The sequence below is a fragment of the Salmonella sp. K21076 genome (assembly GCF_039650795.1).
Taxonomy (GTDB): domain Bacteria; phylum Pseudomonadota; class Gammaproteobacteria; order Enterobacterales; family Enterobacteriaceae; genus Salmonella; species Salmonella enterica.
The window spans coordinates 1-25968 of the sequence record NZ_JBCLYA010000041.1 but is presented as its reverse complement, the minus strand read 5'-3'; the positions used below and the strand labels follow the sequence as shown (position 1 = coordinate 25968).

Below are 25968 nucleotides of genomic sequence, written 5' to 3'. Positions count from 1 at the left end.
GTATTAGATGATATAGTCAGAAAAAAATCTTTCTGCAAATTAAGATCTATTGATAAAGGTGTTAGTGCGTCTGAAATATAACGGAGTTTGTGTTAAGGAGAGGTAGGGTGGGCTAACAATGCATGATAATTTTTTATTTATCTTTATGTTTTATAATGAATTTTAATTTTTTCTTCTTTTTCTCTTTTAACATAAAAACAATACTTTTTGTGAAGGTATTCAGCAATATTAAATTTTATAAAAATCATTTGAAGTATTGTGTTATTAGGCTATAAAAATTTTTTAAACAAAGAATATATTCTTGTTGTGGTGTGGTATTTATTGCTATTGATAAGCGTCAGACACAGAGAATATATTTTCGAGGCATGCATGAGATATGAACATTGACCAGCTTCATACTGAGAAGCTGGTCACAAAAAATGTCTATTATCGGCCTGCATTTTTCATAATGCGTGCTTTATCCAGTTGCCACTCACGTTCTTTAAGATCGGAACGTTTATCATGTTGTTTTTTACCTTTCGCCACGCCGATCTTCACTTTGCACCAGGCATTTTTCCAGTACAGAGAAAGCGCGACGACAGTATAACCTTCACGATTAATACGGCCATACAGCGAATCAAGCTCACGCTGATTTAACAACAGTTTGCGGGTTCGGGTTGGGTCGCATACGACATGTGTCGAGGCGACCGCCATCGGCGTAAAGTTTGCGCCAAACAGCCAGGCCTCGCCATCTTTGAGGATAACGTAACTGTCGCCGATATTGGCTTTTCCTGCGCGCAGAGATTTTACTTCCCAGCCTTGCAGGGCGAGACCAGCCTCGAACTCTTCTTCGATAAAGTATTCGTGCCGGGCGCGCTTATTCAGCGCGATGGTGGCTGAGCCCGGTTTATGTGCTTTTTTCTTCGTCATAAGTGTCGTGAATTCATAGGTAATCTGATATCGAAAACACCCCATTACGTCCTGATGAGGTGCAAAAATCTATCTTAGCATGAGTTGGGCTATGCACGCACAATTAAGGCATGACGGTTGGGGACAGCATTTTTTTTACTCGCTGATAAGTGGTATTATTTACACGATTTATGTTGATGGGAATTGCTATGCCTCAGATTAGTCGGACTGCTTTAGTCCCCTACAGTGCGGAACAGATGTATCAGTTAGTGAATGACGTGCAATCGTATCCCCAGTTTTTGCCTGGGTGTGTTGGCAGTCGTGTCCTGGAGTCATCGCCAGCACAGATGACGGCGGCTGTTGACGTGTCGAAGGCGGGTATCAGCAAGACGTTTACGACGCGTAATCAGCTAACGCGTAACCAGAGTATTCTGATGCATCTGGTGGATGGCCCCTTTAAAAAGCTGATCGGCGGCTGGAAATTTACCCCGCTCAGCCCCGAGGCGTGCCGCATTGAGTTTCAGCTTGATTTTGAGTTTACCAATAAACTCATTGAGCTGGCGTTTGGTCGTATATTCAAAGAGTTAGCGTCCAACATGGTGCAGGCGTTTACGGTTCGCGCCAAAGAGGTTTACCGTGCCGGATAAACTTGTGGTTGAAGTGGCTTATGCGCTGCCGGAAAAGCAGTATTTGCAGCGCGTAACGCTGGAGGAGGGCGCGACGGTCGAAGAGGCGATTCGCGCTTCCGGCTTGCTGGAATTGCGCACGGATATCGATCTGGCGAAAAATAAAGTAGGTATCTACAGTCGTCCGGTAAAACTCACCGATACGGTGCAGGATGGCGATCGGGTTGAAATTTACCGTCCCTTAATCGCCGATCCAAAAGCATTACGCCGCCAGCGTGCCGAAAAATCGGCTGGCAGATAATTAGCCTCTTTTGCCGGATAACGGTGTGAAAGCCGTACCACACCTGAAGCACAGGCGTGCCTGTAAGCCAGATAAACGTAGCGCCATCAGGCAAATTCGTACCAAATGGCGGGGGAGAGGTTTGCAGGCCTGATGAACGTAACCTCATCAGGCGGTATCACAAAATTACTTCGTCAACGCCGGTTTGTTATCAATATTGGTTAACACGCCGCTGCTGTTAAAGGTGAGCGTCAGAGTCTGCTGCGTCACGTTCTCATGTCCTGGCTGCTGGCGGAAGACATAAAACCAGGTGTTCGTACCAAAAGGATCGGTCATCATCGGCGTGCCTAAAGCATACGCAACCTGTTGTTGCGTCATACCAACACGCACTTTGGCGACATCCGTAGGTGTAAGATAGTTCCCCTGATTGATGTCAGGTCGGTAAACCACTCGCTCCAGAGTGGAACAGCCTGCGGTCAACATCAGGAGTACTGCTGCGGCAGCAGTCAGCGTTTTACAGCGCATAGTGATTGGGTTCCTTTTCGGGCCTGAGCAGTACGTGGCTCATATTAATATGCCGATGATAATAGACCTTTCATCACTTTAAAACCTTTTGCTGTCGGGTCTTACGGCGTTTTTGTTGTGAACTCAGACCTTCGGGAGATAAAAAAGTTTACGCCGCCAGCAGTTCTTTTGCGTTTGCCAGCGTATTACGCGTAACTTCACTTCCTCCCAACAGGCGGGCCAGTTCCTGTAAACGCGCACGTTTATCCAAAGGTTGCATATGGGTTTCGGTCATTGCCCCGTCTGTTTCTTTACTGACAAAGAAGTGCTGGTGACCGCACCCGGCTACCTGTGGTAGGTGAGTGACGCACATCACCTGAGTGGATTCGCCAAGCTGACGCAGGAGTTTACCGACCACGGCGGCGGTTGGGCCGCTGATGCCAACATCAACCTCGTCAAAAATTAGCGCCGGCGTTTCCATTTTGCGCGCGGTAATCACCTGAATAGCCAGCGCAATGCGCGACAGTTCACCGCCAGACGCGACTTTAGCGATAGGCTGCAGCGGCTGACCCGGGTTTGTCGTCACTTTAAACTCCACGCGATCGGCGCCGTCGTTGCTCAGATGATGCTCATCAAATTTCACGTCGATAGTAAACAGACCGTGCGGCATCGAAAGTAAATGCATACTTTCAGTGATCAACTGCCCCAGCTCCTGGGCGTAAAACTGACGCTGTTGATGCAGCGCTTGCGCCGTTTCCAGCGCTTGTTGGTGATGCTTATTAACCGCCAGCGTCAGCGTTTCCAGCGAATCGGCCTGATCGTCGAGCTGCTGCTGTTCTTCGAGCAGTGACTGATAAAGCTGCGGCAGCGCTTCCGGGCTGACGTGATGTTTTCGCGCCAGCGAAATTTGTTTAGCGATGCGCTGTTCAAGCTCAAACAGGCGATTGGGGTCTAAATCCAGACGCTCGCAATAGTGGCGTAATTCATCGCTGGCTTCGGTGAGTTGGATAGTGGCTTCTTCCAGCATATCCAGGATGCCGGAAAGCTTGCTGTCCATACCCACCAGCTCGCTAACCAGTTGTTTTGCGCTATATAACTGGCTTTGCAGGTTAACGTCTTCGCCGTCCGCGAGTAGCGCCAGAGCGTTCTGGCTGGTCGTAAGCAACTGCCCGCTGTTGGCCAGCCGTTTGTACTCTTCGTCAATTTGCTCGAATTCGCCGGCCTGCGGATTAAAGTCGTTCAACTCTTTTAACTGATATTGCAGCAGTTCCGCGCGCGCGGCGCGTTCCTGACTTTGTTGCTGGTGATGGGCGAGATCGCGGCAGCTTTGATGCCATAATTGGTAGTGGGCAGCCATCTGCTGCGCTAAAGCGGCTTCGTTGGCATAGCTATCCAGCAGCGATTTTTGCTGTTCGGGTTTGGTCAGCTGCTGGTGCGTATGTTGACCATGAATTTGAATCAGCAACTGACCGAGCTCGCGCAATTGAGATAGGGGCACAGCGGTGCCGTTAATAAAGCCCCGTGAGCGGCCATCGCTGCTGATAACGCGGCGAAGTAAGCATTCGCGACCTTCTTCAAGCTGGTTTTCTTCCAGCCAGCGCAATGCCGCAGGCGTGTCTTTCAGCGCAAAGCGGGCACACAAATCGGCGCGGGTCGCTCCGGTACGGACCATATCGGCCTCAGCGCGACCGCCCAGACACAGACCCAGGGCATCAATCGCAATAGATTTACCCGCGCCGGTTTCACCAGTAATGACGGTCATTCCGCTCTGAAAATCGATCTCAAGCTCACGAACGATAGCAAAATTGCTGATGGTCAGTTGCGCCAACATAGCTGTTTTCCTGTATGAAAAACCATGACTGTAATTAAATACAGTATAAACTGGTTTTTTATACAGTAAAGAGGCTAACGTAAAATTAGAATAATTTTTTTGACCAGCCGAGTTTTGTGCTTAATGTATTGAAATAGCTATAGTCTTTGGGATGTATCAGGTTGAGATGGTAGTCGCAGCGGCGAATCAGCACATCTTCTCCTTCCTGAATAGGCAGCGCTATCTGACTGTCGCAGCTAATTTCCAGATCGCTACGGCGATGCGAAAAACGCAGACGAATCGTGCTACTGCTGTTAATGACTAACGGGCGCGCCGACAAGGTATGCGGGAACATCGGCACCAGGGTGATGGCATCCAGTGAAGGGGTCAGAATAGGGCCGCCTGCGGAGAGCGAATAGGCGGTGGAGCCGGTCGGCGTAGAAATGATCAGACCATCAGATCGCTGTGAAAAAGCGAAGGTTTCATCAATATAAACCTCGAATTCGATCATATGCGCCACTTTTCCCGGATGCAGCACCACTTCATTAATGGCTGTGCTGATACGCTTCTGGCGGTCCTGTTGGCAGACCTGCGCTTCCAGCAGAAAACGTTTTTCGGAGATATAGCGTCCTTCCAGCACATCCGATAATTGTTGCAGGGCGTTGTCCGGATCGAGATCGGTCAGGAAGCCAAGATTACCGCGGTTAATGCCAATCACATTGATGTCATAACGCGCCAGCGTACGCGCTGCGCCAAGCATATTGCCGTCGCCGCCCACAACTACCGCCAGATCCGCCTGTTGACCAATTTCCGCCAGCGTGCCGGTTGGCACATTTTTTAGCTGTAATTCGTGGGCGATTTGTTGCTCCACAATGACCTCATAACCCTGATCGCATAGCCAACGGTAGAGCATTTCATGTGTCGTGAGTGCGGTGGGATGACGCGGATGCCCCACAATGCCGATACACTTGAAATGATTATTCATTTTTCTGAGGTCCTTGTAGCGAAGATTGATGACAATGTGAGTACTTCCCTTGAAACCCTGAATCTGATCCCCATAATAAGCGAAGTTAGCGAGATGAATGCGAAAAAAAACGCGGAGAAATTCATGAGTAGTAAAGAACAGAAAACGCCTGAGGGGCAAGCCCCGGAAGAAATTATCATGGATCAGCACGAAGAGGTTGAGGCAGTTGAACCAAACGATTCTGCTGAGCAGGTGGATCCGCGCGATGAAAAAATTGCGAATCTGGAAGTTCAGCTTGCCGAAGCCCAGACTCGCGAACGCGACACCGTGTTGCGTATCAAAGCGGAAATGGAAAACCTGCGCCGCCGTACTGAACAGGATATCGAAAAAGCGCATAAATTCGCTCTCGAGAAGTTCGTCAACGAATTGCTGCCGGTAATCGATAGCCTGGATCGCGCGCTGGAAGTCGCAGACAAAGCCAATCCGGATATGGCGGCAATGGTCGAAGGGATTGAGCTGACGCTGAAGTCTATGCTGGATGTGGTGCGTAAGTTCGGCGTGGAAGTGATTGCTGAGACCAACGTGCCGCTGGACCCGAACGTGCATCAGGCGATTGCGATGGTGGAATCGGAAGAGGTTCCGGCAGGCAATGTGCTGGGTATTATGCAGAAAGGCTACACGCTGAACGGTCGTACCATTCGCGCGGCGATGGTGACTGTAGCGAAGGCGAAGTAAAAGTCTAATGGCCGATGTAAAGTCGGCCATTTTTTTAGCTTAAAAAATCCTGCACTTCCAGCCACGGCGTGTTGAAATCCTCTATTTTTTATATTCGCTCATTGGCAGAACGACCACATTATAGGTGTCAGATCCTTCATTCAGATCAAAAATCTGGAAGCCCCTCTTATTGAGTTCGGTCTGGATGCGTTCAAAGATCTCGTCAAGGTAACGGTCCCCGGCTTCACAGACATCGGAGATTTCATCCTCTTGGGTTATTTCGACAAGAAGATTTCTTAATTCCTCAGAATCCGTCAGGTTTTTTGTGAGTTCATAAAAGCGATCTGCGGCAAAATTAGCCAGTTCGCCTTCTTCATCTTCACCTTTCCAGTCAACGAGGTGAATAAATCCTTCGCCGCGTAGAACTTGTAAAAATGCCTGTGCCAGCTCGTTATTTCCGAGATCGCCACCGCTACAATCCAGGACGTCTTGCAACCCATATTCGTCTTCATCTTCGTCTTCAAAGATTTCAGGTTGCGTCGAAAGTTGAGAGAAAATAGTGGGCCATAAGGTTGGGTTGTGCGATAAAAAAACGTTGGCGACGACGTTGAGGTCGTCTGCAAAATTCTTATCCCATTCAATTACATAATCTTCTGACATAACATCAATATCCTTTCTGAATGCCTGAAAAGACATTATTGCATTGTTAAGTAAATGGCAGGAATTGATGGAATCTTAAAAGACGGCGATAAAAAAGGCGAACCGGAGTTCGCCATTGTGTTACTCCGCCACACTCTCGCGCAGCGGTTTTACCGGTACAACCTTTACCTGCTTAATCATATTTTCCTGTACATCGAGAATATCGATATCGTACTGCTCAATGCGCACGCGCGTGCCAGCAACCGGAATTTCCTCCAGCGCCTCCAGAATCACCCCGTTGACGGTGCGCGCGTCATCTTCCGGCAGGTGCCAGTTAAACGCTTTATTGATTTCCCGGACGTTGGCGGTACCGTCAATAATGACCGAACCGTCGTTTTGCGGCGTGACCTCTTCCGCCAGTGTCGGCGACATCGATGTGGTGAAGTCGCCAACGATCTCCTCGAGAATATCTTCCACGGTGACCAGCCCCTGGATATCGCCATATTCGTTGACGACCAGTCCGACTTTCTTTTTATTGCGCTGAAATTTAATCAGTTGCGTACTGAGCGGCGTACCTTCCGGGACGTAATAGATTTCATCGGCGGCGCGCAGCATCATCTCTTTGGTGAACTCTTTTTTCTCGGCCATTAACCGCCAGGCTTCACGCACGCGCAGCATACTGATGGCGTCATCCAGCGAATCGCGATAGAGCACAATGCGTCCGTGCGGCGAGTGGGTGAGCTGCCGCTCGATAGACTTCCAGTCGTCATTGATATCGATCCCGATAATTTCATTACGCGGCACCATGATGTCATCCACGCTGACCTTTTCCAGATCGAGAACCGACAGCAGCATATCCTGATTGCGGCGAGAGATTTGCGAACGGGATTCATGCACGATAGTGCGTAATTCCTCTTTGCTTAACGACCCGCTGACCACGATGTCCGTTTTAATTCCCATCAGACGCATCAGCAGGCGGGTGATGGTGTTAAGTAACCACACCAGCGGCATCATCAGTATCTGTAACGGCGCCAGCAGGAAGCTGCTGGGATAGGCCACTTTTTCCGGATAGAGCGCGGCGATAGTTTTGGGCAGGACTTCGGCAAAAACTAACACGACAAACGTCAGTACCCCGGTGGCGATAGCCACGCCGGCATCGCCGTAAAGCCGCATACCCACAATCGTGCCGAGCGCCGAGGCAAGAATGTTGACCAGGTTATTGCCAATCAGCACCAGGCTTATCAGTCGGTCGGGTTTACGCAGTAATTTTTCTACCCGTTTTGCCGAGCGATTACCTTGCTTCGCCATATGGCGTAAACGGTAACGGTTTAGCGTCATCATTCCAGTTTCGGAACCGGAAAAATAGGCCGAGATGACCACCATGATGATTAATATGATAATCAGCGTGGTGGTGGAGATGTGTTCCAGGGGAAACTCCTTTAAAAGCTTAGCTTACAAATTGCTGTAATATGCGGCTACCAAAATAGGCCAGCGTCAGAATACCCGCGCCTGCGACGTTAAACCACACGACCCGACGACCCCGCCAGCCTTCATGGTAATGCCCCCACAGCAGAACGATATAGACAAACCATGCCACGATAGAGAGCACGGCTTTATCAATATTTTCAGTACTGAACAGGTTATGCATGTAAAACAGGCCGGTACACAGAGTAAGGGTCAGCAGTACGACGCCAATCTGCGTGATATGAAACATTTTGCGCTCAATGCTCATCAATGGCGGCATTTCATTACTAAACGCCAGCTTTTTGTTCTTCAACTGATAGTCGATCCACGCCAGTTGTAGCGCATACAGCGCGGCGATTATCAGCGTCGCGTAAGAGAAAAGCGACAGACCGATGTGCACCATCATGCCTGGGGTCGCTTCCAGATGCGTAATATATTCATTAGGCATGAACGTGGCGAAGGCCAGGTTAATCAGCGCAAAAGCATAGACAATGGGCAGAAGTAGCCAGCCGCGATTACGCGACGCGACAATGGTCATCACCGTGCAGATCATCAGGCTGACCAGCGAACCGACATTCAGCAGGCTCAGGTTTTGTCCACTGTCGCCGCCGGGCAGAATACGCGATTCCAGCGCGACAGCATGGCACACCAGCGCGATGACCGCAGAAAGAATAGCCATACGCCGCCAGCCGCTGTTTTTTTGCAACAGTCCGGGAACGATCAGCGCGAGGCTGAAGGAGTAGGCGACAAGGGCAAGTAAAGCAAAAACGGGCATAGTTGTGTCGACAGTTGACCAGTGAGAAAGAGAAGCAGTATAGCGTTACGTGACCGCAGCTCCAACCGTTGCATAACAACAAAGACGGCTTCATGGTATACTGTGGCGAAATTCTGTAACTGTGTCGCTGCGGCGACCAACCGTTTCCACCCCAGGCGAGAGACAATGTTTGATAATTTAACCGATCGTTTGTCGCGCACGCTGCGCAATATCAGTGGCCGTGGGCGCCTTACTGAAGACAACGTTAAAGAGACGCTGCGCGAAGTGCGCATGGCGCTGCTGGAGGCTGACGTTGCGCTGCCGGTAGTGCGTGAGTTCATCAATCGCGTAAAAGAGAAAGCGGTTGGTCATGAAGTTAACAAAAGCCTGACCCCAGGGCAGGAGTTCGTCAAGATTGTCCGTAGCGAACTGGTTGCGGCAATGGGCGAAGAAAACCAGACCCTGAATCTGGCTGCGCAGCCGCCAGCCGTAGTATTGATGGCGGGTCTGCAGGGGGCGGGTAAAACCACCAGCGTCGGTAAGTTGGGTAAATTCTTGCGCGAGAAGCACAAGAAGAAAGTGCTGGTCGTCTCTGCCGACGTCTATCGCCCGGCGGCGATCAAACAGCTCGAAACGCTGGCTGAGCAGGTTGGCGTGGATTTCTTCCCGTCTGATGTCGGCCAGAAACCGGTTGATATCGTCAACGCCGCGCTGAAAGAAGCGAAGCTCAAATTCTACGACGTGCTGCTGGTGGATACCGCCGGTCGTCTGCACGTTGACGAAGCGATGATGGACGAAATCAAACAGGTCCACGCTTCTATCAAGCCAGTAGAAACGCTGTTTGTCGTCGATGCGATGACCGGTCAGGATGCGGCGAATACCGCAAAAGCCTTTAACGAAGCGCTGCCGTTAACCGGTGTGGTGCTGACCAAAGTTGATGGTGATGCGCGTGGCGGTGCGGCGCTCTCTATTCGTCATATCACCGGCAAGCCGATTAAATTCCTCGGTGTCGGCGAGAAAACCGACGCGCTGGAGCCGTTCCACCCGGATCGTATCGCCTCGCGTATTCTCGGCATGGGCGACGTACTGTCTCTTATCGAAGATATCGAAAGCAAAGTTGACCGCGCACAGGCTGAGAAGCTGGCGACCAAACTGAAGAAAGGCGACGGTTTCGACCTGAACGACTTCCTGGAGCAGCTCAAACAGATGAAAAACATGGGCGGTATGGCCAGTCTGATGGGCAAATTACCGGGCATGGGGCAGATTCCGGACAACGTTAAATCGCAGATGGATGATAAGGTGCTGGTGCGTATGGAGGCGATCATCAATTCGATGACGCTGAAAGAACGCGCGAAGCCGGAAATCATTAAAGGTTCCCGCAAGCGTCGTATCGCGCAGGGCTGTGGGATGCAGGTGCAGGACGTTAACCGCCTTCTGAAACAGTTCGACGACATGCAGCGCATGATGAAGAAAATGAAGAAGGGCGGGATGGCGAAGATGATGCGGAGTATGAAGGGGATGATGCCGCCTGGTTTTCCAGGCCGCTAATTTCCCGGCTAGGCTCACTTGCTATTTCGGCACCGGGGTGTGCTAGCCATCCTCACGTACTGCGTGGCCGCTAAAACAAGGGTATAAGGCTATCTTGTTTGCCATTTTAGCCCCGGGGTGTGCTCGAAATGCTCACGTACTGCGTGTACGCTCCGCTTTCTGCGCGCACGCCGGAGCTAAACTGGCTGCACCGATATACGCCTTTTATCCCTTGTTTCGTGTTCAGTAGCAAGATGCTGATTGCATTTTCCCCAGAAATCAGTAAAATTTTCGGGCTTTTAATATGACGCCGGGCTCCGTTCCTCGATGAGGCCCGGTTGTTTTATTCACACAAGAGGATGTTATGGTAACTATTCGTTTAGCTCGTCACGGCGCTAAAAAGCGTCCGTTCTACCAGGTTGTTGTCACCGACAGCCGTAATGCACGCAACGGTCGCTTCATTGAGCGCGTTGGTTTCTTCAACCCAATCGCTAGCGAAAAAGAAGAAGGCACCCGCCTGGATCTGGATCGCATCGCTCACTGGGTTGGCCAGGGCGCAACCATTTCCGATCGCGTTGCGGCGCTGATCAAAGAAGTAAAAAAAGCAGCTTAATCTGTCACGGTGGTCATGATGAGCAAGCAACTCGCCGCACAAGTACCCGCTGAACCGGTTGTACTGGGGAAAATGGGTTCTTCATACGGTATCCGTGGTTGGCTCAGAGTGTTTTCCTCCACTGAAGACGCCGAAAGCATTTTTGACTATCAGCCCTGGTTTATCCAGAAGGCGGGTCAGTGGCAGCAGGTACAGCTGGAAAGCTGGAAGCACCACAATCAGGATCTGATCATCAAGCTGAAAGGCGTTGACGATCGAGATGCCGCGAATCTTCTGACCAATTGCGAAATTGTCGTGGATTCCTCGCAACTTCCTGCGCTTGAGGAGGGAGACTACTACTGGAAAGACCTGATGGGTTGCCAGGTAGTCACCGCTGAAGGCTACGATCTCGGTAAAGTTATCGACATGATGGAAACCGGGTCGAATGACGTTCTCGTCATTAAGGCGAACCTGAAAGATGCATTTGGTATCAAGGAACGACTAGTACCGTTCCTCGATGGGCAGGTTATCAAGAAAGTCGATCTCGCTACTCGTACTATCGAAGTAGACTGGGATCCTGGTTTTTAAACCACCGGATAAACGGTAATAAATGGCGTTATGGGGATTGGCTTGTGTTTATTGGCATCGTTAGCCTGTTTCCTGAAATGTTCCGCGCAATTACCGATTACGGGGTAACTGGCCGGGCAGTAAAAAAAGGCCTGCTGAACATCCAAAGCTGGAGTCCTCGCGACTTCGCGCATGACCGGCACCGTACCGTGGACGACCGTCCTTACGGCGGCGGACCGGGGATGTTAATGATGGTGCAACCCTTGCGGGACGCCATTCATGCAGCAAAAGCCGCGGCAGGTGAAGGCGCTAAAGTGATTTATCTGTCGCCTCAGGGACGCAAGCTTGATCAAGCGGGCGTTAGCGAGCTGGCCACGAATCAGAAACTCATTCTGGTGTGTGGTCGCTACGAAGGCGTAGATGAGCGCGTAATTCAGGCCGAAATTGACGAAGAATGGTCAATTGGCGATTACGTTCTCAGCGGTGGCGAACTACCGGCAATGACGCTGATTGACTCCGTCGCCCGGTTTATACCGGGGGTTCTGGGGCATGAGGCATCAGCAATCGAAGATTCGTTTGCTGATGGGTTGCTGGATTGTCCGCACTATACGCGCCCTGAAGTGTTAGAGGGGATGGAAGTACCGCCAGTATTGCTGTCGGGAAACCATGCTGAGATACGTCGCTGGCGTTTGAAACAGTCACTGGGCCGAACCTGGCTTAGAAGACCTGAACTTCTGGAAAACCTGGCTCTGACTGAAGAGCAAGCAAGGTTGCTGGCGGAGTTCAAAACAGAACACGCACAACAGCAGCATAAACATGATGGGATGGCATAGGCCCCCGAATATCAGTTTACCCAGGATAAGAGATTAAATTATGAGCAACATTATTAAGCAACTTGAACAAGAGCAGATGAAGCAGAACGTACCTTCCTTCCGTCCGGGCGATACCGTGGAAGTGAAAGTATGGGTTGTTGAAGGTACCAAGAAACGTCTGCAGGCATTCGAGGGCGTGGTTATCGCTATTCGTAACCGCGGTCTGCACTCTGCATTCACTGTTCGTAAAATTTCCAACGGCGAAGGCGTTGAGCGTGTCTTCCAGACTCACTCTCCGGTAGTTGACAGCATTGCTGTTAAACGTCGTGGTGCTGTTCGTAAAGCTAAACTGTACTACCTGCGTGAGCGTACTGGTAAAGCAGCTCGTATCAAAGAGCGTCTTAACTAAGAACGCGCTTTCGCAACATCCGAAAGCTTGTAGAAAAGAAGGGGCTGGCATTACGCTGGCCCCTTTTTTTATGGGTTGCTCCACGCCATAGACGGTTGCATGATTAAGCTGGGTCTGTGGTATCAACGCTGAGTCAGAAACGGCCTGGCCCGTTCCTTAGTTTAGCGAGCGTTCTGCACGCCGGTGTTTAGCCTGATACATATTTCGATCGGCCAGTTCTTGTAGTTTTTCGGCAGTGGCATGTTCCCATGTCAGCGCAAAGCCAATACTCAGGGTCATCGTTATTCGCTGGCCGTTATGCAGTTCAAAAGGTCGATTAAACGCCTGGGATAGTGCTGCGCAAATACGTTGTACTTCATACTCCGAATGTACACCGTAAAGCACCATCGCAAATTCATCGCCGCCGAGTCGGTAAGTCTGATAACGGCTACCACCGAATTCCGCTAATCTTTTGGCAACCTCTATAAGTACGCGGTCGCCTGCCGCATGTCCCCAGGTATCATTAATATATTTAAAGTTATCGCCATCCAGAAATAACAATGCCGAACTGCTACGAGCGGAATTGTCCTTCATCAGCGCGTTAATACAGCTGCGAAATGCCGCGCGATTGGCAAGCCCCGTCAGCGGATCGTGCAACGCGGTACGTAGTAATTGTGCATTTTTAGCCTGAAGCCGTAGCTGCCATTCTTCCATCTCATCCAGAAGGCTATTGAAATCCTGCGCAAACAGGTGAAATTCCGCAATACGCTCATCAGGTACCCGGCGTGAAAAATTTCGGTTAGTGCGAACGTCGTGTACAATTTCAGTAATATTTTGTAGCGCATCCACAACGCCATTGTGTAAATAACGCGTGAGTAGCAGGGCAATGCCGGATGCTAGCAGAATACATCCTGTCAGCACTGCCAGCGATAGCCAGATAAAATGACCAATAAGGCTGTCGCGGGCGACAAGCCGTACTTCGCCGATAGCCCTGCCGTTGTGCCAGACGGGTTGCGATACCGGCAATGGAAAAAGCCAGTGGCTAATTAAGCCGATGAGCTTATCGTCTGCGGCTCGCGCATCATATCGCCATGAGGCGATAGTACGGCCATTTTTATCGCGGACCTCCGCCGCTGAAAATTGTCCCTGGCGTCCCAGTGTGGCGAGCGTTTCCGCTGCGGCCGCGCTATCGGAAAATACCAGTGCCGCTTCAAGGCTATGGGCCATTGTGGCGGCGGTCAAATCGAGATTCTTTTGCGCATACTGTTTGAGCGTAAGGACAGACGCAACGCAAATTAATAGCCAGATCAATGTCATTGTAAGCAGCACGCTGATTATACTAATCCGCCGTAGTGTGCGTTTAAATGTTGGTCTGGACAGAGAAAATTCCTTATTCATGCTTTTGATTCCGTGCAAGCATTAATACTTCTGGATTCACTCTCACGCCGCTATGCGAGAGGGAGTCCAGGTTGACGGAAAATTTGACTTCATCATTGTTAATGATCAGACAAAATGCGCTGCCAATAATACATTCGGTATTTTGCTCGGCAATTAATAACAAGGCATTAACTGGATAATGACGCGTTAACTCCACCTGATAAGCTGGCGATTCATTGCCAAAGTAAAAACCATCACAGCGGGCGCTCAGGGCTTCTTGTGTGGTACGGATGACAAGCGGTTGATAAGGGAAAGCCCAGTTAGCCTCTTCGCTAAGTACCCTGACAAAACGCGCAGATGAAAATATGCATAGCCTTGGCGGCCCGGATAACGCTGGCCAGTGTGTATAACTGACGATACCGGAGACAATGGCGCGTACGGATTTCTCTTCTTCCGTGACACATTGAGCATACAGAGGCAAGCTTGCTAATAATAGCGATAACAGAAGGATAAATCGGTGAGAAAAACGCATTAACAAGTCCCCACCATCTTCAGTCGTAAAACATTAAAATACATCCGTGATTGTTTGTAGCAAAATAACATTATTTTGCCATATCGTCATTATGTCTTATTGATAATATGAATAATTTAAGTGGCATCCCTGATATTAAATTCTTGTGATAATGGTATTAATCACCCTATATCAGAAAGTAAAATTATGCGTGCGGAGAAAAAATAATCAAAAAATAGCGAGCATCGCTCATTTTACCGCTTTTCTGAAGCTGGGAATAAAATAATTCACTTGTTGTGTAAAGTTTTTGATACGAAATTGAGAGGTTTAATCGACGATTTAGCACTATGTAAAGTTTATTTTACGTAATATGGATTGAAATCTTTACTTTTTGTGGTATGGTTTAAACATCCTCGTGGAGGATCAACTATCGCAAACAAGAAAAGACAGGATCGCCATCATGCAAAAAGACGCGCTGAATAACGTACGTATCACCGATGAACAGGTATTAATGACGCCGGAGCAGCTTAAAGCGGCCTTTCCGTTGAGCCTGGCGCAGGAAGCGCAGATAGCGCAGTCCCGGGGAATCATTTCTGACATTATTGCCGGGCGCGATCCGCGTCTGTTGGTGGTATGCGGTCCTTGTTCTATTCACGATCCTGAAACCGCTCTGGAATATGCCCGTCGATTTAAAGCCCTTGCCGCAGAGGTCAGCGATAGCCTCTATCTGGTAATGCGCGTCTATTTTGAAAAGCCGCGGACTACCGTCGGCTGGAAAGGGCTGATTAACGATCCTCACATGGATGGCTCATTTGATGTGGAAGCCGGGTTGAAAATAGCGCGTCAGCTACTGGTGGAACTGGTGAATATGGGGTTGCCATTGGCGACCGAAGCGTTGGATCCGAACAGCCCGCAATACCTGGGCGATCTGTTTAGCTGGTCGGCGATAGGCGCGCGCACAACCGAATCGCAAACCCACCGCGAAATGGCGTCTGGTCTTTCTATGCCGGTCGGCTTTAAAAACGGCACGGATGGCAGCCTGGCGACAGCGATTAACGCCATGCGCGCCGCTGCGCAACCTCATCGTTTTGTTGGCATTAACCAGGCCGGTCAGGTTGCGTTATTGCAAACCCAGGGAAATCCGCATGGCCATGTGATTCTGCGTGGCGGCAAAGCGCCAAACTATAGCCCGGCAGATGTCGCTCAGTGTGAAAAAGAGATGGAACAGGCGGGGCTACGTCCTTCGCTGATGGTAGATTGCAGTCATGGTAACTCCAATAAAGATTATCGCCGCCAGCCAGCCGTTGCCGAATCTGTGGTTGCGCAGATTAAAGATGGCAATCGTTCAATCATTGGCTTAATGATTGAAAGTAATATTCATGAGGGTAATCAGTCTTCCGAACAGCCGCGCAGCGAAATGAAGTATGGCGTTTCCGTCACCGATGCTTGTATTAGCTGGGAGATGACCGATGCCCTGTTACGTGAAATTCATAAAGATTTGAGCGGCCAGCTGGCGGTGCGCGTCGCATAAGAGGTTGTTATGGTTGCTGAATTGACCGCGTTACGCGATCAAATAGATGATGTCGATAAAGCGTTGTTGAATTTACTGGCTAAGCGCCTGGAACTGGTTGCCAAAGTCGGCGAGGTGAAAAGCCGTTTTGGCCTGCCTATTTACGTGCCGGAGCGTGAGGCCTCTATGCTGGCTTCACGACGGGCGGAAGCAGAAGCGATCGGTGTCCCGCCCGATCTCATTGAAGATGTCCTGCGCCGGGTAATGCGTGAATCTTACTCCAGCGAAAATGATAAGGGGTTCAAAACGCTTTGTCCTTCTCTGCGTCCGGTCGTCATTGTGGGCGGCGGCGGACAGATGGGGCGTCTGTTTGAAAAAATGCTCACGCTGTCGGGCTATCAGGTCCGTATTCTGGAACAACAGGACTGGCCGCGCGCCAGGGACATTGTCGCCGATGCCGGAATGGTGATCGTCAGCGTGCCGATTCATGTTACTGAACAGGTCATAGCGCAACTGCCGCCCCTGCCGTCCGACTGTATTCTGGTCGATCTGGCATCGGTGAAAAGCGGTCCGTTACAGGCAATGTTGGCGGCCCATGATGGCCCCGTGCTGGGCTTGCACCCGATGTTTGGCCCGGACAGCGGGAGCCTGGCGAAGCAGGTGGTGGTCTGGTGTGATGGGCGTCAACCGGAAGCGTATCAGTGGTTCCTTGAGCAAATCCAGGTGTGGGGCGCGCGGTTGCACCGAATTAGCGCTGTCGAGCACGATCAGAACATGGCTTTTATCCAGGCGCTGCGCCACTTTGCTACCTTCGCTTATGGGCTGCATCTGGCGGAAGAGAACGTCCAGCTTGAGCAGCTTCTGGCGCTATCATCGCCGATTTATCGACTGGAGCTGGCGATGGTCGGGCGTCTGTTCGCCCAGGACCCGCAGCTGTATGCAGACATTATTATGTCGTCGGAGCGCAATCTGGCGCTTATCAAGCGTTACTATAAACGTTTTGGCGATGCGATCGGGTTACTGGAACAGGGTGATAAGCAGGCTTTTATCGACAGTTTTCGCAAAGTTGAACACTGGTTTGGCGATTATGCCAGACGCTTCCAGAATGAAAGCCGTGTGTTATTACGTCAGGCGAATGACAGCCGACCATAATGATGACATCTATACTAAAAGCCAGCTTTGCTGGCTTTTTTCGTTTAAGGAACCGTTATGACTACGCCGCACCTTTTATTTGATTATGTCGGACATTTACCAGAATGCCCCACATGGAGCGAGGATGAAAGCGCGCTGTATTGGACTGATATCCTGGAACAGGAGATCTATCGTTACCATCCGGCGAGTGGGACGCATAGCGTGCTGGCGTTTCCGGAAGAGGTAGGCTGTTTTGCCTTGCGTGAGCAGGGCGGATTTATTGTGGCCATGCGTCATGCTATTTGGCTGGCCGATAAAAATGGATTATTGCAGCGTAAGGTTTGCGACAATCCCTCTAATACGAAACTGGCGCGTTTCAACGATGGCGGCACTGATGGCGATGGCCGTTTTTATGCCGGAACGTTCTGGGCGCCGGGTGACTATAATGGCGCGTTGCTGATGCGGATCGATCATGACCTGACGGCAAAAGTGATCCAGTGCGGTATCCAGGGACACAACGGCCTGGCGTTCAGCCCGGACAACCAGTGGATGTATACTTCCGATACGCCGAATGGCGTGATATACCGCACGTTACTTGATAAGCATGGCGAACCGGGCAAGCGTGAACTTTTTCGCCATTTTGGCGAAGGAGAAGGACTTCCCGACGGCGCGGCGATGGATAGCGAAGGGTGCTACTGGAGCGCGATGTTTGACGGCTGGCGCGTGGCGCGTTTCTCACCGCAAGGAGAGCAGCTGGAAGAGTACCGGTTGCCGGTACGTTGTCCGACGATGGTTTGCTTTGGCGGCGCAGATATGAAAACGCTGTTTATTACAACTACCAGAGAAAATATGTCTGCTCAGGAAGTGGCGGATTATCCGCTCTCCGGCGCCATCTTCACCCTGCAGGTAGCCGTCGCAGGGATGAAGAAAAGCCGTTTTATTGAACGTCAGGCAGGTTCTACCGGCACGACGTTTTCGCTGGGATAGCAGCCAAGCACTTTCATTGAGCGCGTGATCTCGCCCAGCTCTTTTAGCGCGCTTTGCATTACCTGCGACTCCAGGTTCGCCTGAATATCGAGATAAAACATCTCTTCCCACGGATTGCCGTGAATGGGGCGCGACTCCAGTTTCGTCATGATGAGATTGTGGTTACGCAGCACCAGCAGCGCTTCGACCAGCGCGCCAGCTTGCTGCCCGGTGGCGATTAACAGAGTGGTTTTTGCCGGAACCTGATCGGAAACGTTGATGGCTTTGCGCGCCAGTACCAGAAAGCGGGTGATATTCTGTGTCTGGTTTGCGGCGATGCGTTCCAGCACCTGTAAACCGTGCAACATGCCGCCTGCCTCGCTGCCGAGCGCCGCGACGCGCGGAGAGTTTGCCTGCGCGACTTTTTCCATCGCTGCCGACGTACTCTCGGTATAGTCGATTTTCCAGTGCGGATAGCGGCTCAAAAATTTACTGCACTGCTGAAACGGCTGCGGATGGCTGTACACCGTTTCGATGGTATTCAGATCCGTAGCGCCGGAAACCAGCACGCAGTGATCGATAGTGACGGTCATCTCACCGACAATCGACAGACTGGTGTGTTGCAATAAGTCGTACACATCGTTGATAGCGCCGGAGTTGGTGTTCTCTATCGGAACCACGGCGTAATCGGCCTGGCCGGTTTCGACCTGATGAAAAATATCGGTGAATTTTGCGCAACCGCTCTCAATAAATTGCTCAAAATGGCGTGCAGCATACTGGCGCGCCGCGAGATGAGAATAGGAGCCTTTCGGCCCAAGAAACGCAATACGTGCCGAATGAGGGTGAGTATTATTCAGATGTTGTTGCAGCAGCGCCTGCTGAGTAAGCACGGAGTCTTCAATGATAAGCTGGAACAGACGGGTAATGTAGTGTGCGTCGAGATGGTGGGCTTTACCGAGATGGATGAGTCTGTCCAGCAGCGCGCGTTCACGATCGATATCCCGAACCGGACGATGCGACAGTAGTTTTGCTTGTCCCACTTCAATCGCCAGCGCGCGTCGTTTTGCCAGTAAGGCCAGTAACTCTTCGTCTAAAGCGCTGATTTTATCTCGCAGCGCCAGTAATGGGTTTTCCGATGTCATAGTGTTGCCTTTTTTGTTATCAATAAAAAAGGCCTCCCGGTGGGGGAGGCCTTCTTGTTCGTCTTCGCATTCTTTATCACATGACGAAACGCCTCCCGGTCAGGGGAAGATAAAAAAGAATGCGAAGAAAAACCGGGTGAGCTTCATAACTGTTTCCTTTGTGTACGTAAGTACAGTACCCGTACTGTTTTAATCCTGTCAACAAAAAACGCGCCCGAAGGCGCGTTGGCGATACACTCAATGTAAGGGACTACTCTTCTTCTGCTTCGACGAAGCTGGCATCTTTCACCGATGCGGTGGCACGACGGGCTTCGCCTTTGTGCTGCACTTTATTGAGCTGCCGTTCCAGCTTGTTGATCAATTCATTAATAGCGGTGTACATATCTTCGTGTTTTGCGCTGGCGACCAGATGTCCGTTCGGTGTATTAATGGTGGCGTCAGCAATAAAGCCCTGTGGCTCTTTAGACAGAATGATATGAGGATTAATCAGGTGAGTTTGCCATTTTTCCAGTTTGGCGAGACGGTCTGCGACATGTTGGCGGATTGCCGGAGTAATTTCCATTTGTTTACTGGTAATGTTCATTGTCATAAATTTTACCTCTTGTCTTTCCCGTCTTGGTGATTCCAGCATACCGTTCTTAATGTCAAAATGTGTGATGTAAATCACATTATTTTGTCACTTTTTGTCAAGGCGAACTTTTTGTGAGGCATCGCAGGAAGAAGCGATCTTTTACTTGAGGAATGGCTGAAAGCAGGCCATATTTGACTGGATGCGTTGCAGTGAAATCATTTCTGTTGCATCAGATATCGAATAAAAAAACGGCAGCCGGAAGGCTGCCGTTTTGCTTGTTGGTATTGCTTCAGGTGTTTTTGCTGTTAGCGGCAATAATTTTCGCGACTTTGTCAGCCTGCGCATTCAGCTGCATCTGACGATAGGCGTTTTCCATCAGCGGCAACGCATCGCGCGTGGCCTGCGTATCAGGATAATTGCGTAGCATACCTTCTACCCGGTTTACGACCGCAACCCATGCGCCGCGCGCGGTATAGTACTCTGCGACGGAATATTCATATTTCGCCAGACGGTCTTTCAGGAATACCAGACGCTTAGTGGCGTCGGTGGTGTACTGGCTATTAGGATAGCTGCGTACCAGTTTCGAAAAGTCATTGAACGCCGCCCGCGCATGTTGCGGATCGCGATCGCTGCGATCGACGCCAAAGAAACCCTGCAGCACGCTATCATCCAGCGCCATGTTCGTCAGGCCGCGCATGTACATGACATAGTCAATATTAGGGTGCGTTGGATTAAGACGCATAAAACGATCGATGGCGGCCTGCGCTAGCGGCAAATCGGCGTTTTTGTAATAGGCGTAGATAAGATCCAACTGCACCTGCTGAGAATACGGTCCGAATGGATAACGATTATCTAACGCTTCCAATTGCGTTATTGCCTGTTTCCAGTTACCGTCCTGCAGCTTTTGCTGAGCAGTCGCGTAGATTTCATTCGGCGGATTATCGGGCACCTCTTCCTTTGAACCCGAGCAACCCGCCAGAAACAGGCTCAACGTGGCTGCTGCCACCAGATATTTCATGCGCGTCATGACGTTTTGACTTTCCTCAAAATGTTTTACGGGAGATTCTCTGTTCCTGCTCCCGGTTAAGACCAGCTACAATAGCACACTATATTAAACGGCAAAGCCGTAAAACCCAACGTTAAACGAAGAAGCTGTATATGGCACAACGAGTACAACTCACCGCAACGGTCTCCGAAAACCAACTCGGTCAACGCTTAGATCAGGCTTTGGCCGAAATGTTCCCGGATTATTCACGTTCGCGTATAAAAGAATGGATTTTGAATCAGCGCGTGTTGGTCAATGGTCAACTTTGCGATAAGCCAAAAGAAAAAGTGTTAGGCGGCGAGCGGGTGGCTATTGATGCGGAGATCGACGAAGAGATTCGTTTTGAAGCGCAGGATATCCCGTTAGATATTGTTTATGAAGATGACGATATTCTGGTTATCAACAAACCACGCGATCTGGTGGTACATCCTGGCGCGGGTAACCCGGACGGTACGGTACTGAACGCGTTGCTACATTATTATCCGCCGATTGCGGATGTCCCGCGCGCGGGCATTGTGCATCGTCTGGATAAGGACACGACGGGGCTGATGGTGGTGGCCAAAACCGTTCCGGCGCAAACGCGCCTGGTGGAGTCTTTGCAGCTGCGCGAGATCACCCGCGAATATGAAGCGGTCGCGATCGGACATATGACGGCGGGAGGAACGGTGAATGAACCCATCAGTCGTCACCCGACCAAACGTACCCATATGTCGGTGCATCCTATGGGCAAACCGGCGGTGACCCACTACCGCATTATGGAACATTTCCGTGTGCACACGCGTCTTAGGTTGCGTCTGGAGACCGGGCGTACGCACCAGATCCGCGTGCATATGGCGCATATTACGCATCCGTTAGTGGGCGATCAGGTCTACGGTGGTCGTCCACGTCCACCGAAAGGCGCATCGGAAGAATTTATTTCCACGCTGCGTAAGTTTGACCGCCAGGCGCTGCATGCAACGATGCTGCGTCTCTACCATCCTGTATCGGGTATCGAAATGGAGTGGCACGCGCCGATTCCACAAGATATGGTGGACCTTATCGATGCGATGCGCGCCGATTTCGAAGATCATAAAGATGATGTGGACTGGTTATGAATGCACTGATTGTCCCGCAGTGGCCGCTGCCGAAAGGCGTCGCAGCCTGTAGTTCTACCCGTATTGGTGGGGTGAGTTTATCGCCTTACGACTCGCTGAATCTGGGCGCGCATTGCGGCGATAACCCGGAGCATGTTGAAGAGAACCGCAAGCGTCTGTTCGCGGCGGGCAATCTGCCTTCGAAACCTGTCTGGCTTGAACAGGTTCACGGTAAAAATGTATTGAGGCTTACCGGAGAACCTTATGCCTCCAAACGTGCGGATGCGTCTTACAGCAATACGCCAGGAACCGTCTGCGCGGTAATGACGGCAGACTGCCTGCCTGTGCTATTCTGTAACCGTGAGGGGACAGAAGTGGCGGCGGCTCATGCGGGCTGGCGCGGATTATGTGAAGGCGTACTGGAGGAAACTGTCACCTGCTTTGCTGACAAACCAGAAAATATCATCGCCTGGTTAGGTCCGGCGATTGGCCCGGCCGCGTTTGAAGTGGGGCCGGAAGTGCGTGACGCATTTTTAGCAAAAGATGCGCAAGCCGATAGCGCATTTTTGCCGCACGGGGAAAAATTTCTGGCGGATATTTATCAGCTTGCACGCCAACGTCTGGCGAATACTGGCGTTGAACATGTCTATGGCGGGGATCGCTGCACCTTTAGCGAAAGTGAGACTTTCTTCTCTTATCGTCGCGACAAGACGACAGGTCGTATGGCAAGTTTTATTTGGCTGATATAACCTAAAGAATCAAGACGATCCGGTACGGGTAACTTTCTTTTCACATAATTCAGGTCATTCACCTTGAATAATTGAGGGATGACCTCATTTAATCTCCAGTAGCAATTTTGACCTGTTATGGGAGGAGTTATGCGTCTGGATCGTCTTACTAACAAATTCCAGCTTGCTCTTGCCGATGCCCAGTCGCTCGCGCTGGGGCACGACAACCAATTCATCGAACCTCTTCATTTAATGAGCGCCTTGCTGAACCAGGAAGGGGGATCGATACGTCCTTTATTAACCTCCGCCGGCATTAATGCTGGCCAGTTGCGCACTGCTATCGATCAGGCGCTGAGCCGTTTACCGCAGGTGGAAGGCACCGGCGGCGACGTACAGCCTTCTTCGGAACTGGTACGCGTACTGAACCTTTGCGACAAGCTGGCGCAAAAACGGGGGGACAATTTTATTTCGTCAGAGCTGTTTGTTCTGGCGGCGCTTGAGTCTCGCGGCACGTTAACCGATCTGCTGAAATCAGCCGGTGCGACTACGGCCAATATCACTCAGGCAATTGAACAGATGCGCGGAGGTGAAAGCGTGAACGATCAAGGGGCTGAAGACCAACGTCAGGCCTTGAAAAAATATACCGTCGATCTGACCGAGCGGGCTGAACAAGGTAAGCTTGACCCGGTAATTGGTCGTGATGAAGAAATTCGCCGTACCATTCAGGTATTGCAACGTCGTACTAAAAACAACCCGGTGTTAATCGGTGAGCCAGGCGTAGGTAAAACCGCCATTGTTGAAGGGCTGGCGCAACGTATTATCAACGGTGAAGTACCGGAAGGCCTGAAAGGCCGTCGCGTGCTGGCGCTGGATATGGGCGCGCTGGTGGCCGGGGCGAAATATCGCGGCGAATTTGAAGAGCGTCTGAAAGGCGTGCTGAACGACCTCGCAAAACAGGAAGGCAACGTCATCCTGTTTATCGACGAGCTGCACACCATGGTTGGCGCAGGTAAAGCTGATGGCGCCATGGATGCCGGTAACATGCTGAAACCGGCGCTGGCACGTGGGGAACTGCACTGTGTGGGCGCCACCACGCTGGACGAATATCGTCAGTACATCGAAAAAGACGCGGCGCTGGAACGTCGATTCCAGAAAGTGTTCGTGGCAGAGCCGTCGGTGGAAGACACCATTGCGATTTTGCGTGGTCTGAAAGAGCGTTATGAACTGCATCACCATGTGCAGATCACTGACCCGGCGATTGTGGCGGCGGCAACATTATCTCACCGCTATATCGCCGACCGTCAGTTACCGGATAAAGCTATCGACCTCATCGATGAAGCGGCATCCAGCATTCGTATGCAGATTGACTCGAAGCCGGAGGAGCTGGACAGGCTCGACCGCCGCATTATTCAGCTCAAACTGGAACAGCAGGCGTTGATGAAAGAGTCTGACGAGGCGAGTAAAAAACGTCTCGATATGCTGAATGAAGAACTGGACGATAAAGAGCGTCAGTACTCTGAGTTAGAAGAAGAGTGGAAAGCGGAAAAAGCGTCGCTCTCTGGTACGCAAACTATTAAAGCGGAGCTGGAGCAGGCGAAGATCGCCATCGAGCAGGCGCGTCGCGTTGGCGACCTCGCGCGAATGTCTGAACTGCAGTACGGCAAAATTCCGGAGCTGGAAAAACAGCTGGAAGCCGCGACCCAGTCGGAAGGTAAAACCATGCGTCTGTTACGTAACAAAGTAACGGATGCGGAAATTGCCGAAGTGCTGGCGCGCTGGACCGGTATTCCGGTTTCCAGAATGCTGGAAGGCGAACGTGAAAAACTGTTGCGTATGGAACAAGAGTTACACAGCCGTGTGATCGGGCAGAATGAAGCCGTTGAAGCAGTATCGAACGCCATACGCCGTAGCCGCGCGGGGCTGTCCGATCCGAACCGTCCGATTGGTTCCTTCCTGTTCCTTGGGCCGACCGGGGTCGGTAAAACCGAACTGTGTAAAGCGCTGGCTAACTTTATGTTCGACAGCGACGACGCGATGGTGCGTATCGACATGTCTGAGTTTATGGAGAAACACTCCGTGTCTCGTTTGGTCGGGGCGCCTCCAGGATATGTCGGCTATGAAGAAGGCGGTTATTTGACGGAAGCGGTGCGCCGTCGCCCTTATTCCGTCATCTTGTTGGATGAAGTGGAAAAAGCGCATCCGGATGTATTCAACATTCTGTTGCAGGTGCTGGACGACGGTCGACTGACTGACGGGCAGGGGAGAACGGTCGACTTCCGTAATACGGTGGTCATTATGACTTCTAACCTCGGTTCCGATCTCATTCAGGAGCGCTTTGGCGAACTGGATTACGGTCGAATGAAAGAGATGGTGCTGGGTGTGGTTAGCCAAAACTTCCGTCCGGAATTTATCAACCGTATTGATGAAGTTGTGGTATTCCATCCGTTAGGTGAGCAACACATCGCTTCTATTGCTCAGATCCAGCTGCAGCGTCTGTACAAACGTCTGGAAGAACGTGGTTATGAAATCCATATCTCCGACGAGGCGCTGAAACTGTTGAGCGCCAACGGTTACGATCCGGTCTACGGGGCGCGTCCGTTAAAACGTGCTATTCAACAGCAGATCGAAAACCCACTGGCGCAGCAAATCCTGTCTGGTGAACTGGTTCCTGGCAAAGTGATTCGCCTTGAAGCCAATGATGATCGTATTGTGGCAGTGCAGTAAGTCACAAATTTGAATAAAACGGGCCCTAACGGGCTCGTTTTTGTTTAAAAACCAGGCAAAAATAGGCTTTTGATTCAAATGTTGTTTGAAAAGTGAACGGTTGAGCTTTTTTTTGCATTTAGGTCTTGTCAGGCTCTAATAACTCCCTATAATGCGCCACCACTGACACGGAACAACGGCATACAGGCCGCCGGGTCAGGAAGACTTCGTTAAGAAGTCTGTGAGAAAAGCGAAAATAAACGCTTGACTCTGAAGCGGGAAAGCGTAATATACGCCACCTCGCGACGGTGAGCTGAAAGCCGCGTCGCACCTGCTCTTTAACAATTTATCAGACAATCTGTGTGGGCACTCGAAGATACGGATTCTTGACGTCGCAAGACGAAAAATGAATACCAAGTCTCAGGAGTGAACACGTAATTTATTACGAAGTTTAATTCTTTGAGCATCAAACTTTTAAATTGAAGAGTTTGATCATGGCTCAGATTGAACGCTGGCGGCAGGCCTAACACATGCAAGTCGAACGGTAACAGGAAGCAGCTTGGCTGCTTTGCTGACGAGTGGCGGACGGGTGAGTAATGTCTGGGAAACTGCCTGATGGAGGGGGATAACTACTGGAAACGGTGGCTAATACCGCATAACGTCGCAAGACCAAAGAGGGGGA

The 25968-nt window shown here is 50.8% G+C and carries 26 protein-coding genes, 1 rRNA gene, 1 pseudogene and 1 other annotated feature; of the genes and pseudogenes, 15 read left to right on the top strand and 13 right to left on the bottom strand.

The window, feature by feature from the left end:
• Positions 1-426: 426 nt before the first annotated feature.
• Positions 427-909, bottom strand: a complete 483-nt coding sequence (gene smpB, locus AAYN39_RS11090; protein WP_001518569.1) for an SsrA-binding protein SmpB — start codon at positions 907-909, stop codon at positions 427-429.
• Positions 910-1097: 188 nt separating this feature from the next.
• Between smpB and AAYN39_RS11085 the strand changes: the two genes are divergently transcribed.
• Together AAYN39_RS11085 and AAYN39_RS11080 are read left to right on the top strand one after the other, a co-directional pair.
• Entirely contained in the window at positions 1098-1535 is a 438-nt protein-coding gene (locus AAYN39_RS11085; protein WP_001537508.1) for a type II toxin-antitoxin system RatA family toxin, read from the top strand.
• Complete coding sequence (locus tag AAYN39_RS11080) at positions 1525-1815, top strand: RnfH family protein (protein ID WP_001112990.1); 291 nt, start codon at positions 1525-1527, stop codon at positions 1813-1815. Before AAYN39_RS11085 ends, AAYN39_RS11080 begins: the two co-directional genes overlap by 11 nt.
• Before the next feature lie 165 nt (positions 1816-1980).
• On the opposite strand, the gene bamE is transcribed toward AAYN39_RS11080, so the two are convergent.
• The 3 genes from bamE to nadK form a co-directional block, all read right to left on the bottom strand.
• The gene (bamE, locus tag AAYN39_RS11075) at positions 1981-2319 is read right to left on the bottom strand and encodes an outer membrane protein assembly factor BamE (RefSeq protein WP_001203445.1); all 339 of its coding nucleotides are present in this window, start codon (positions 2317-2319) and stop codon (positions 1981-1983) included.
• 148 nt (positions 2320-2467) lie between these two features.
• On the bottom strand, positions 2468-4129 hold the full coding sequence (recN, locus tag AAYN39_RS11070) for a DNA repair protein RecN (RefSeq protein ID WP_000880973.1): 1662 nt from the start codon (positions 4127-4129) through the stop codon (positions 2468-2470).
• Between the two features lie 85 nt (positions 4130-4214).
• Positions 4215-5093: an NAD(+) kinase gene (gene nadK / locus AAYN39_RS11065; protein ID WP_001059155.1), complete on the bottom strand. Its 879-nt coding sequence runs from the start codon at positions 5091-5093 to the stop codon at positions 4215-4217.
• A 123-nt stretch (positions 5094-5216) separates the two neighbouring features.
• Here nadK and grpE point away from each other — a divergent pair, with 123 nt between their 5' ends.
• Complete coding sequence (gene grpE, locus AAYN39_RS11060; protein ID WP_001518875.1) at positions 5217-5807, top strand: nucleotide exchange factor GrpE; 591 nt, start codon at positions 5217-5219, stop codon at positions 5805-5807.
• A gap of 34 nt (positions 5808-5841) precedes the next feature.
• On the opposite strand, the pseudogene AAYN39_RS11055 reads toward grpE, so the two are convergent.
• The 3 genes and pseudogenes from AAYN39_RS11055 to AAYN39_RS11045 all read right to left on the bottom strand — a co-directional run bounded on the left by AAYN39_RS11055 (position 5842) and on the right by AAYN39_RS11045 (position 8664).
• Positions 5842-6446, bottom strand: a pseudogene (locus tag AAYN39_RS11055) (cytoplasmic protein).
• A 120-nt stretch (positions 6447-6566) separates the two neighbouring features.
• On the bottom strand, positions 6567-7853 hold the full coding sequence (locus AAYN39_RS11050) for an HlyC/CorC family transporter (RefSeq protein WP_127172650.1): 1287 nt from the start codon (positions 7851-7853) through the stop codon (positions 6567-6569).
• Between the two features lie 19 nt (positions 7854-7872).
• Complete coding sequence (locus AAYN39_RS11045) at positions 7873-8664, bottom strand: inner membrane protein YpjD (protein ID WP_001537507.1); 792 nt, start codon at positions 8662-8664, stop codon at positions 7873-7875.
• A gap of 165 nt (positions 8665-8829) precedes the next feature.
• On the opposite strand from AAYN39_RS11045, the gene ffh reads away from it, so the two are divergent.
• The 5 genes from ffh (at position 8830) to rplS (ending at position 12550) form a co-directional block, all read left to right on the top strand.
• Positions 8830-10191 (top strand): signal recognition particle protein, encoded by a 1362-nt coding sequence (ffh, locus tag AAYN39_RS11040; protein WP_000460052.1) that lies wholly within the window; start codon positions 8830-8832, stop codon positions 10189-10191.
• Between the two features lie 343 nt (positions 10192-10534).
• Positions 10535-10783, top strand: coding sequence for a 30S ribosomal protein S16 (rpsP, locus tag AAYN39_RS11035; RefSeq protein WP_000256453.1), 249 nt, complete (start codon positions 10535-10537; stop codon positions 10781-10783).
• 18 nt (positions 10784-10801) lie between these two features.
• Positions 10802-11350 (top strand): ribosome maturation factor RimM, encoded by a 549-nt coding sequence (gene rimM / locus AAYN39_RS11030; protein ID WP_000043266.1) that lies wholly within the window; start codon positions 10802-10804, stop codon positions 11348-11350.
• A 44-nt stretch (positions 11351-11394) separates the two neighbouring features.
• Entirely contained in the window at positions 11395-12162 is a 768-nt protein-coding gene (gene trmD, locus AAYN39_RS11025) for a tRNA (guanosine(37)-N1)-methyltransferase TrmD (protein ID WP_000469802.1), read from the top strand.
• A gap of 40 nt (positions 12163-12202) precedes the next feature.
• Positions 12203-12550 (top strand): 50S ribosomal protein L19, encoded by a 348-nt coding sequence (gene rplS / locus AAYN39_RS11020; protein WP_000065257.1) that lies wholly within the window; start codon positions 12203-12205, stop codon positions 12548-12550.
• Positions 12551-12706: 156 nt separating this feature from the next.
• Here rplS and dgcN read toward each other — a convergent pair whose 3' ends face one another.
• On the bottom strand, positions 12707-13927 hold the full coding sequence (gene dgcN, locus AAYN39_RS11015; protein ID WP_001030993.1) for a diguanylate cyclase DgcN: 1221 nt from the start codon (positions 13925-13927) through the stop codon (positions 12707-12709).
• A complete protein-coding gene (locus tag AAYN39_RS11010) occupies positions 13920-14438 on the bottom strand; it encodes a YfiR family protein (RefSeq protein WP_001212373.1) in 519 nt (172 codons plus the stop codon). The genes dgcN and AAYN39_RS11010 overlap by 8 nt, the downstream gene beginning before the upstream one ends.
• 439 nt (positions 14439-14877) lie before the next feature.
• Between AAYN39_RS11010 and aroF the strand changes: the two genes are divergently transcribed.
• The 3 genes from aroF to AAYN39_RS10995 are packed head-to-tail and all read left to right on the top strand — an operon-like array spanning position 14878 to position 18045.
• Complete coding sequence (aroF, locus tag AAYN39_RS11005; RefSeq protein ID WP_001168062.1) at positions 14878-15948, top strand: 3-deoxy-7-phosphoheptulonate synthase AroF; 1071 nt, start codon at positions 14878-14880, stop codon at positions 15946-15948.
• 9 nt (positions 15949-15957) lie between these two features.
• Positions 15958-17079 carry a bifunctional chorismate mutase/prephenate dehydrogenase gene (tyrA, locus tag AAYN39_RS11000; RefSeq protein WP_000225191.1) on the top strand — a complete coding sequence of 374 codons (1122 nt, stop codon included), beginning with the start codon at positions 15958-15960 and terminating at the stop codon, positions 17077-17079.
• 57 nt (positions 17080-17136) lie between these two features.
• Positions 17137-18045: an SMP-30/gluconolactonase/LRE family protein gene (locus tag AAYN39_RS10995; RefSeq protein WP_000210976.1), complete on the top strand. Its 909-nt coding sequence runs from the start codon at positions 17137-17139 to the stop codon at positions 18043-18045.
• Here AAYN39_RS10995 and pheA read toward each other — a convergent pair.
• The 4 genes from pheA to bamD form a co-directional block, all read right to left on the bottom strand.
• Entirely contained in the window at positions 18006-19166 is a 1161-nt protein-coding gene (gene pheA, locus AAYN39_RS10990) for a bifunctional chorismate mutase/prephenate dehydratase (RefSeq protein WP_000200079.1), read from the bottom strand. The genes AAYN39_RS10995 and pheA overlap by 40 nt on opposite strands.
• A gap of 22 nt (positions 19167-19188) precedes the next feature.
• Positions 19189-19314 (bottom strand) — a sequence feature (Phe leader region).
• The gene (gene pheL / locus AAYN39_RS10985; protein ID WP_010989056.1) at positions 19266-19313 is read right to left on the bottom strand and encodes a pheA operon leader peptide PheL; all 48 of its coding nucleotides are present in this window, start codon (positions 19311-19313) and stop codon (positions 19266-19268) included. (Overlaps the previous feature by 48 nt.)
• A 102-nt stretch (positions 19315-19416) precedes the next feature.
• Positions 19417-19755 (bottom strand): ribosome-associated translation inhibitor RaiA, encoded by a 339-nt coding sequence (gene raiA, locus AAYN39_RS10980; protein ID WP_000178449.1) that lies wholly within the window; start codon positions 19753-19755, stop codon positions 19417-19419.
• Between the two features lie 271 nt (positions 19756-20026).
• Complete coding sequence (gene bamD / locus AAYN39_RS10975) at positions 20027-20764, bottom strand: outer membrane protein assembly factor BamD (protein ID WP_000197667.1); 738 nt, start codon at positions 20762-20764, stop codon at positions 20027-20029.
• 131 nt (positions 20765-20895) lie between these two features.
• Between bamD and rluD the strand changes: the two genes are divergently transcribed.
• The 4 genes from rluD to AAYN39_RS10955 form a co-directional block, all read left to right on the top strand.
• Positions 20896-21876: a 23S rRNA pseudouridine(1911/1915/1917) synthase RluD gene (gene rluD / locus AAYN39_RS10970; RefSeq protein ID WP_000079130.1), complete on the top strand. Its 981-nt coding sequence runs from the start codon at positions 20896-20898 to the stop codon at positions 21874-21876.
• Complete coding sequence (gene yfiH / locus AAYN39_RS10965) at positions 21873-22604, top strand: purine nucleoside phosphorylase YfiH (RefSeq protein ID WP_000992642.1); 732 nt, start codon at positions 21873-21875, stop codon at positions 22602-22604. The genes rluD and yfiH overlap by 4 nt, the downstream gene beginning before the upstream one ends.
• Positions 22605-22733: 129 nt before the next feature.
• Positions 22734-25307 (top strand): ATP-dependent chaperone ClpB, encoded by a 2574-nt coding sequence (clpB, locus tag AAYN39_RS10960; protein WP_001235094.1) that lies wholly within the window; start codon positions 22734-22736, stop codon positions 25305-25307.
• 455 nt (positions 25308-25762) lie between these two features.
• Positions 25763-25968: ribosomal RNA gene (locus AAYN39_RS10955) — 16S ribosomal RNA — on the top strand; the annotation flags it as partial.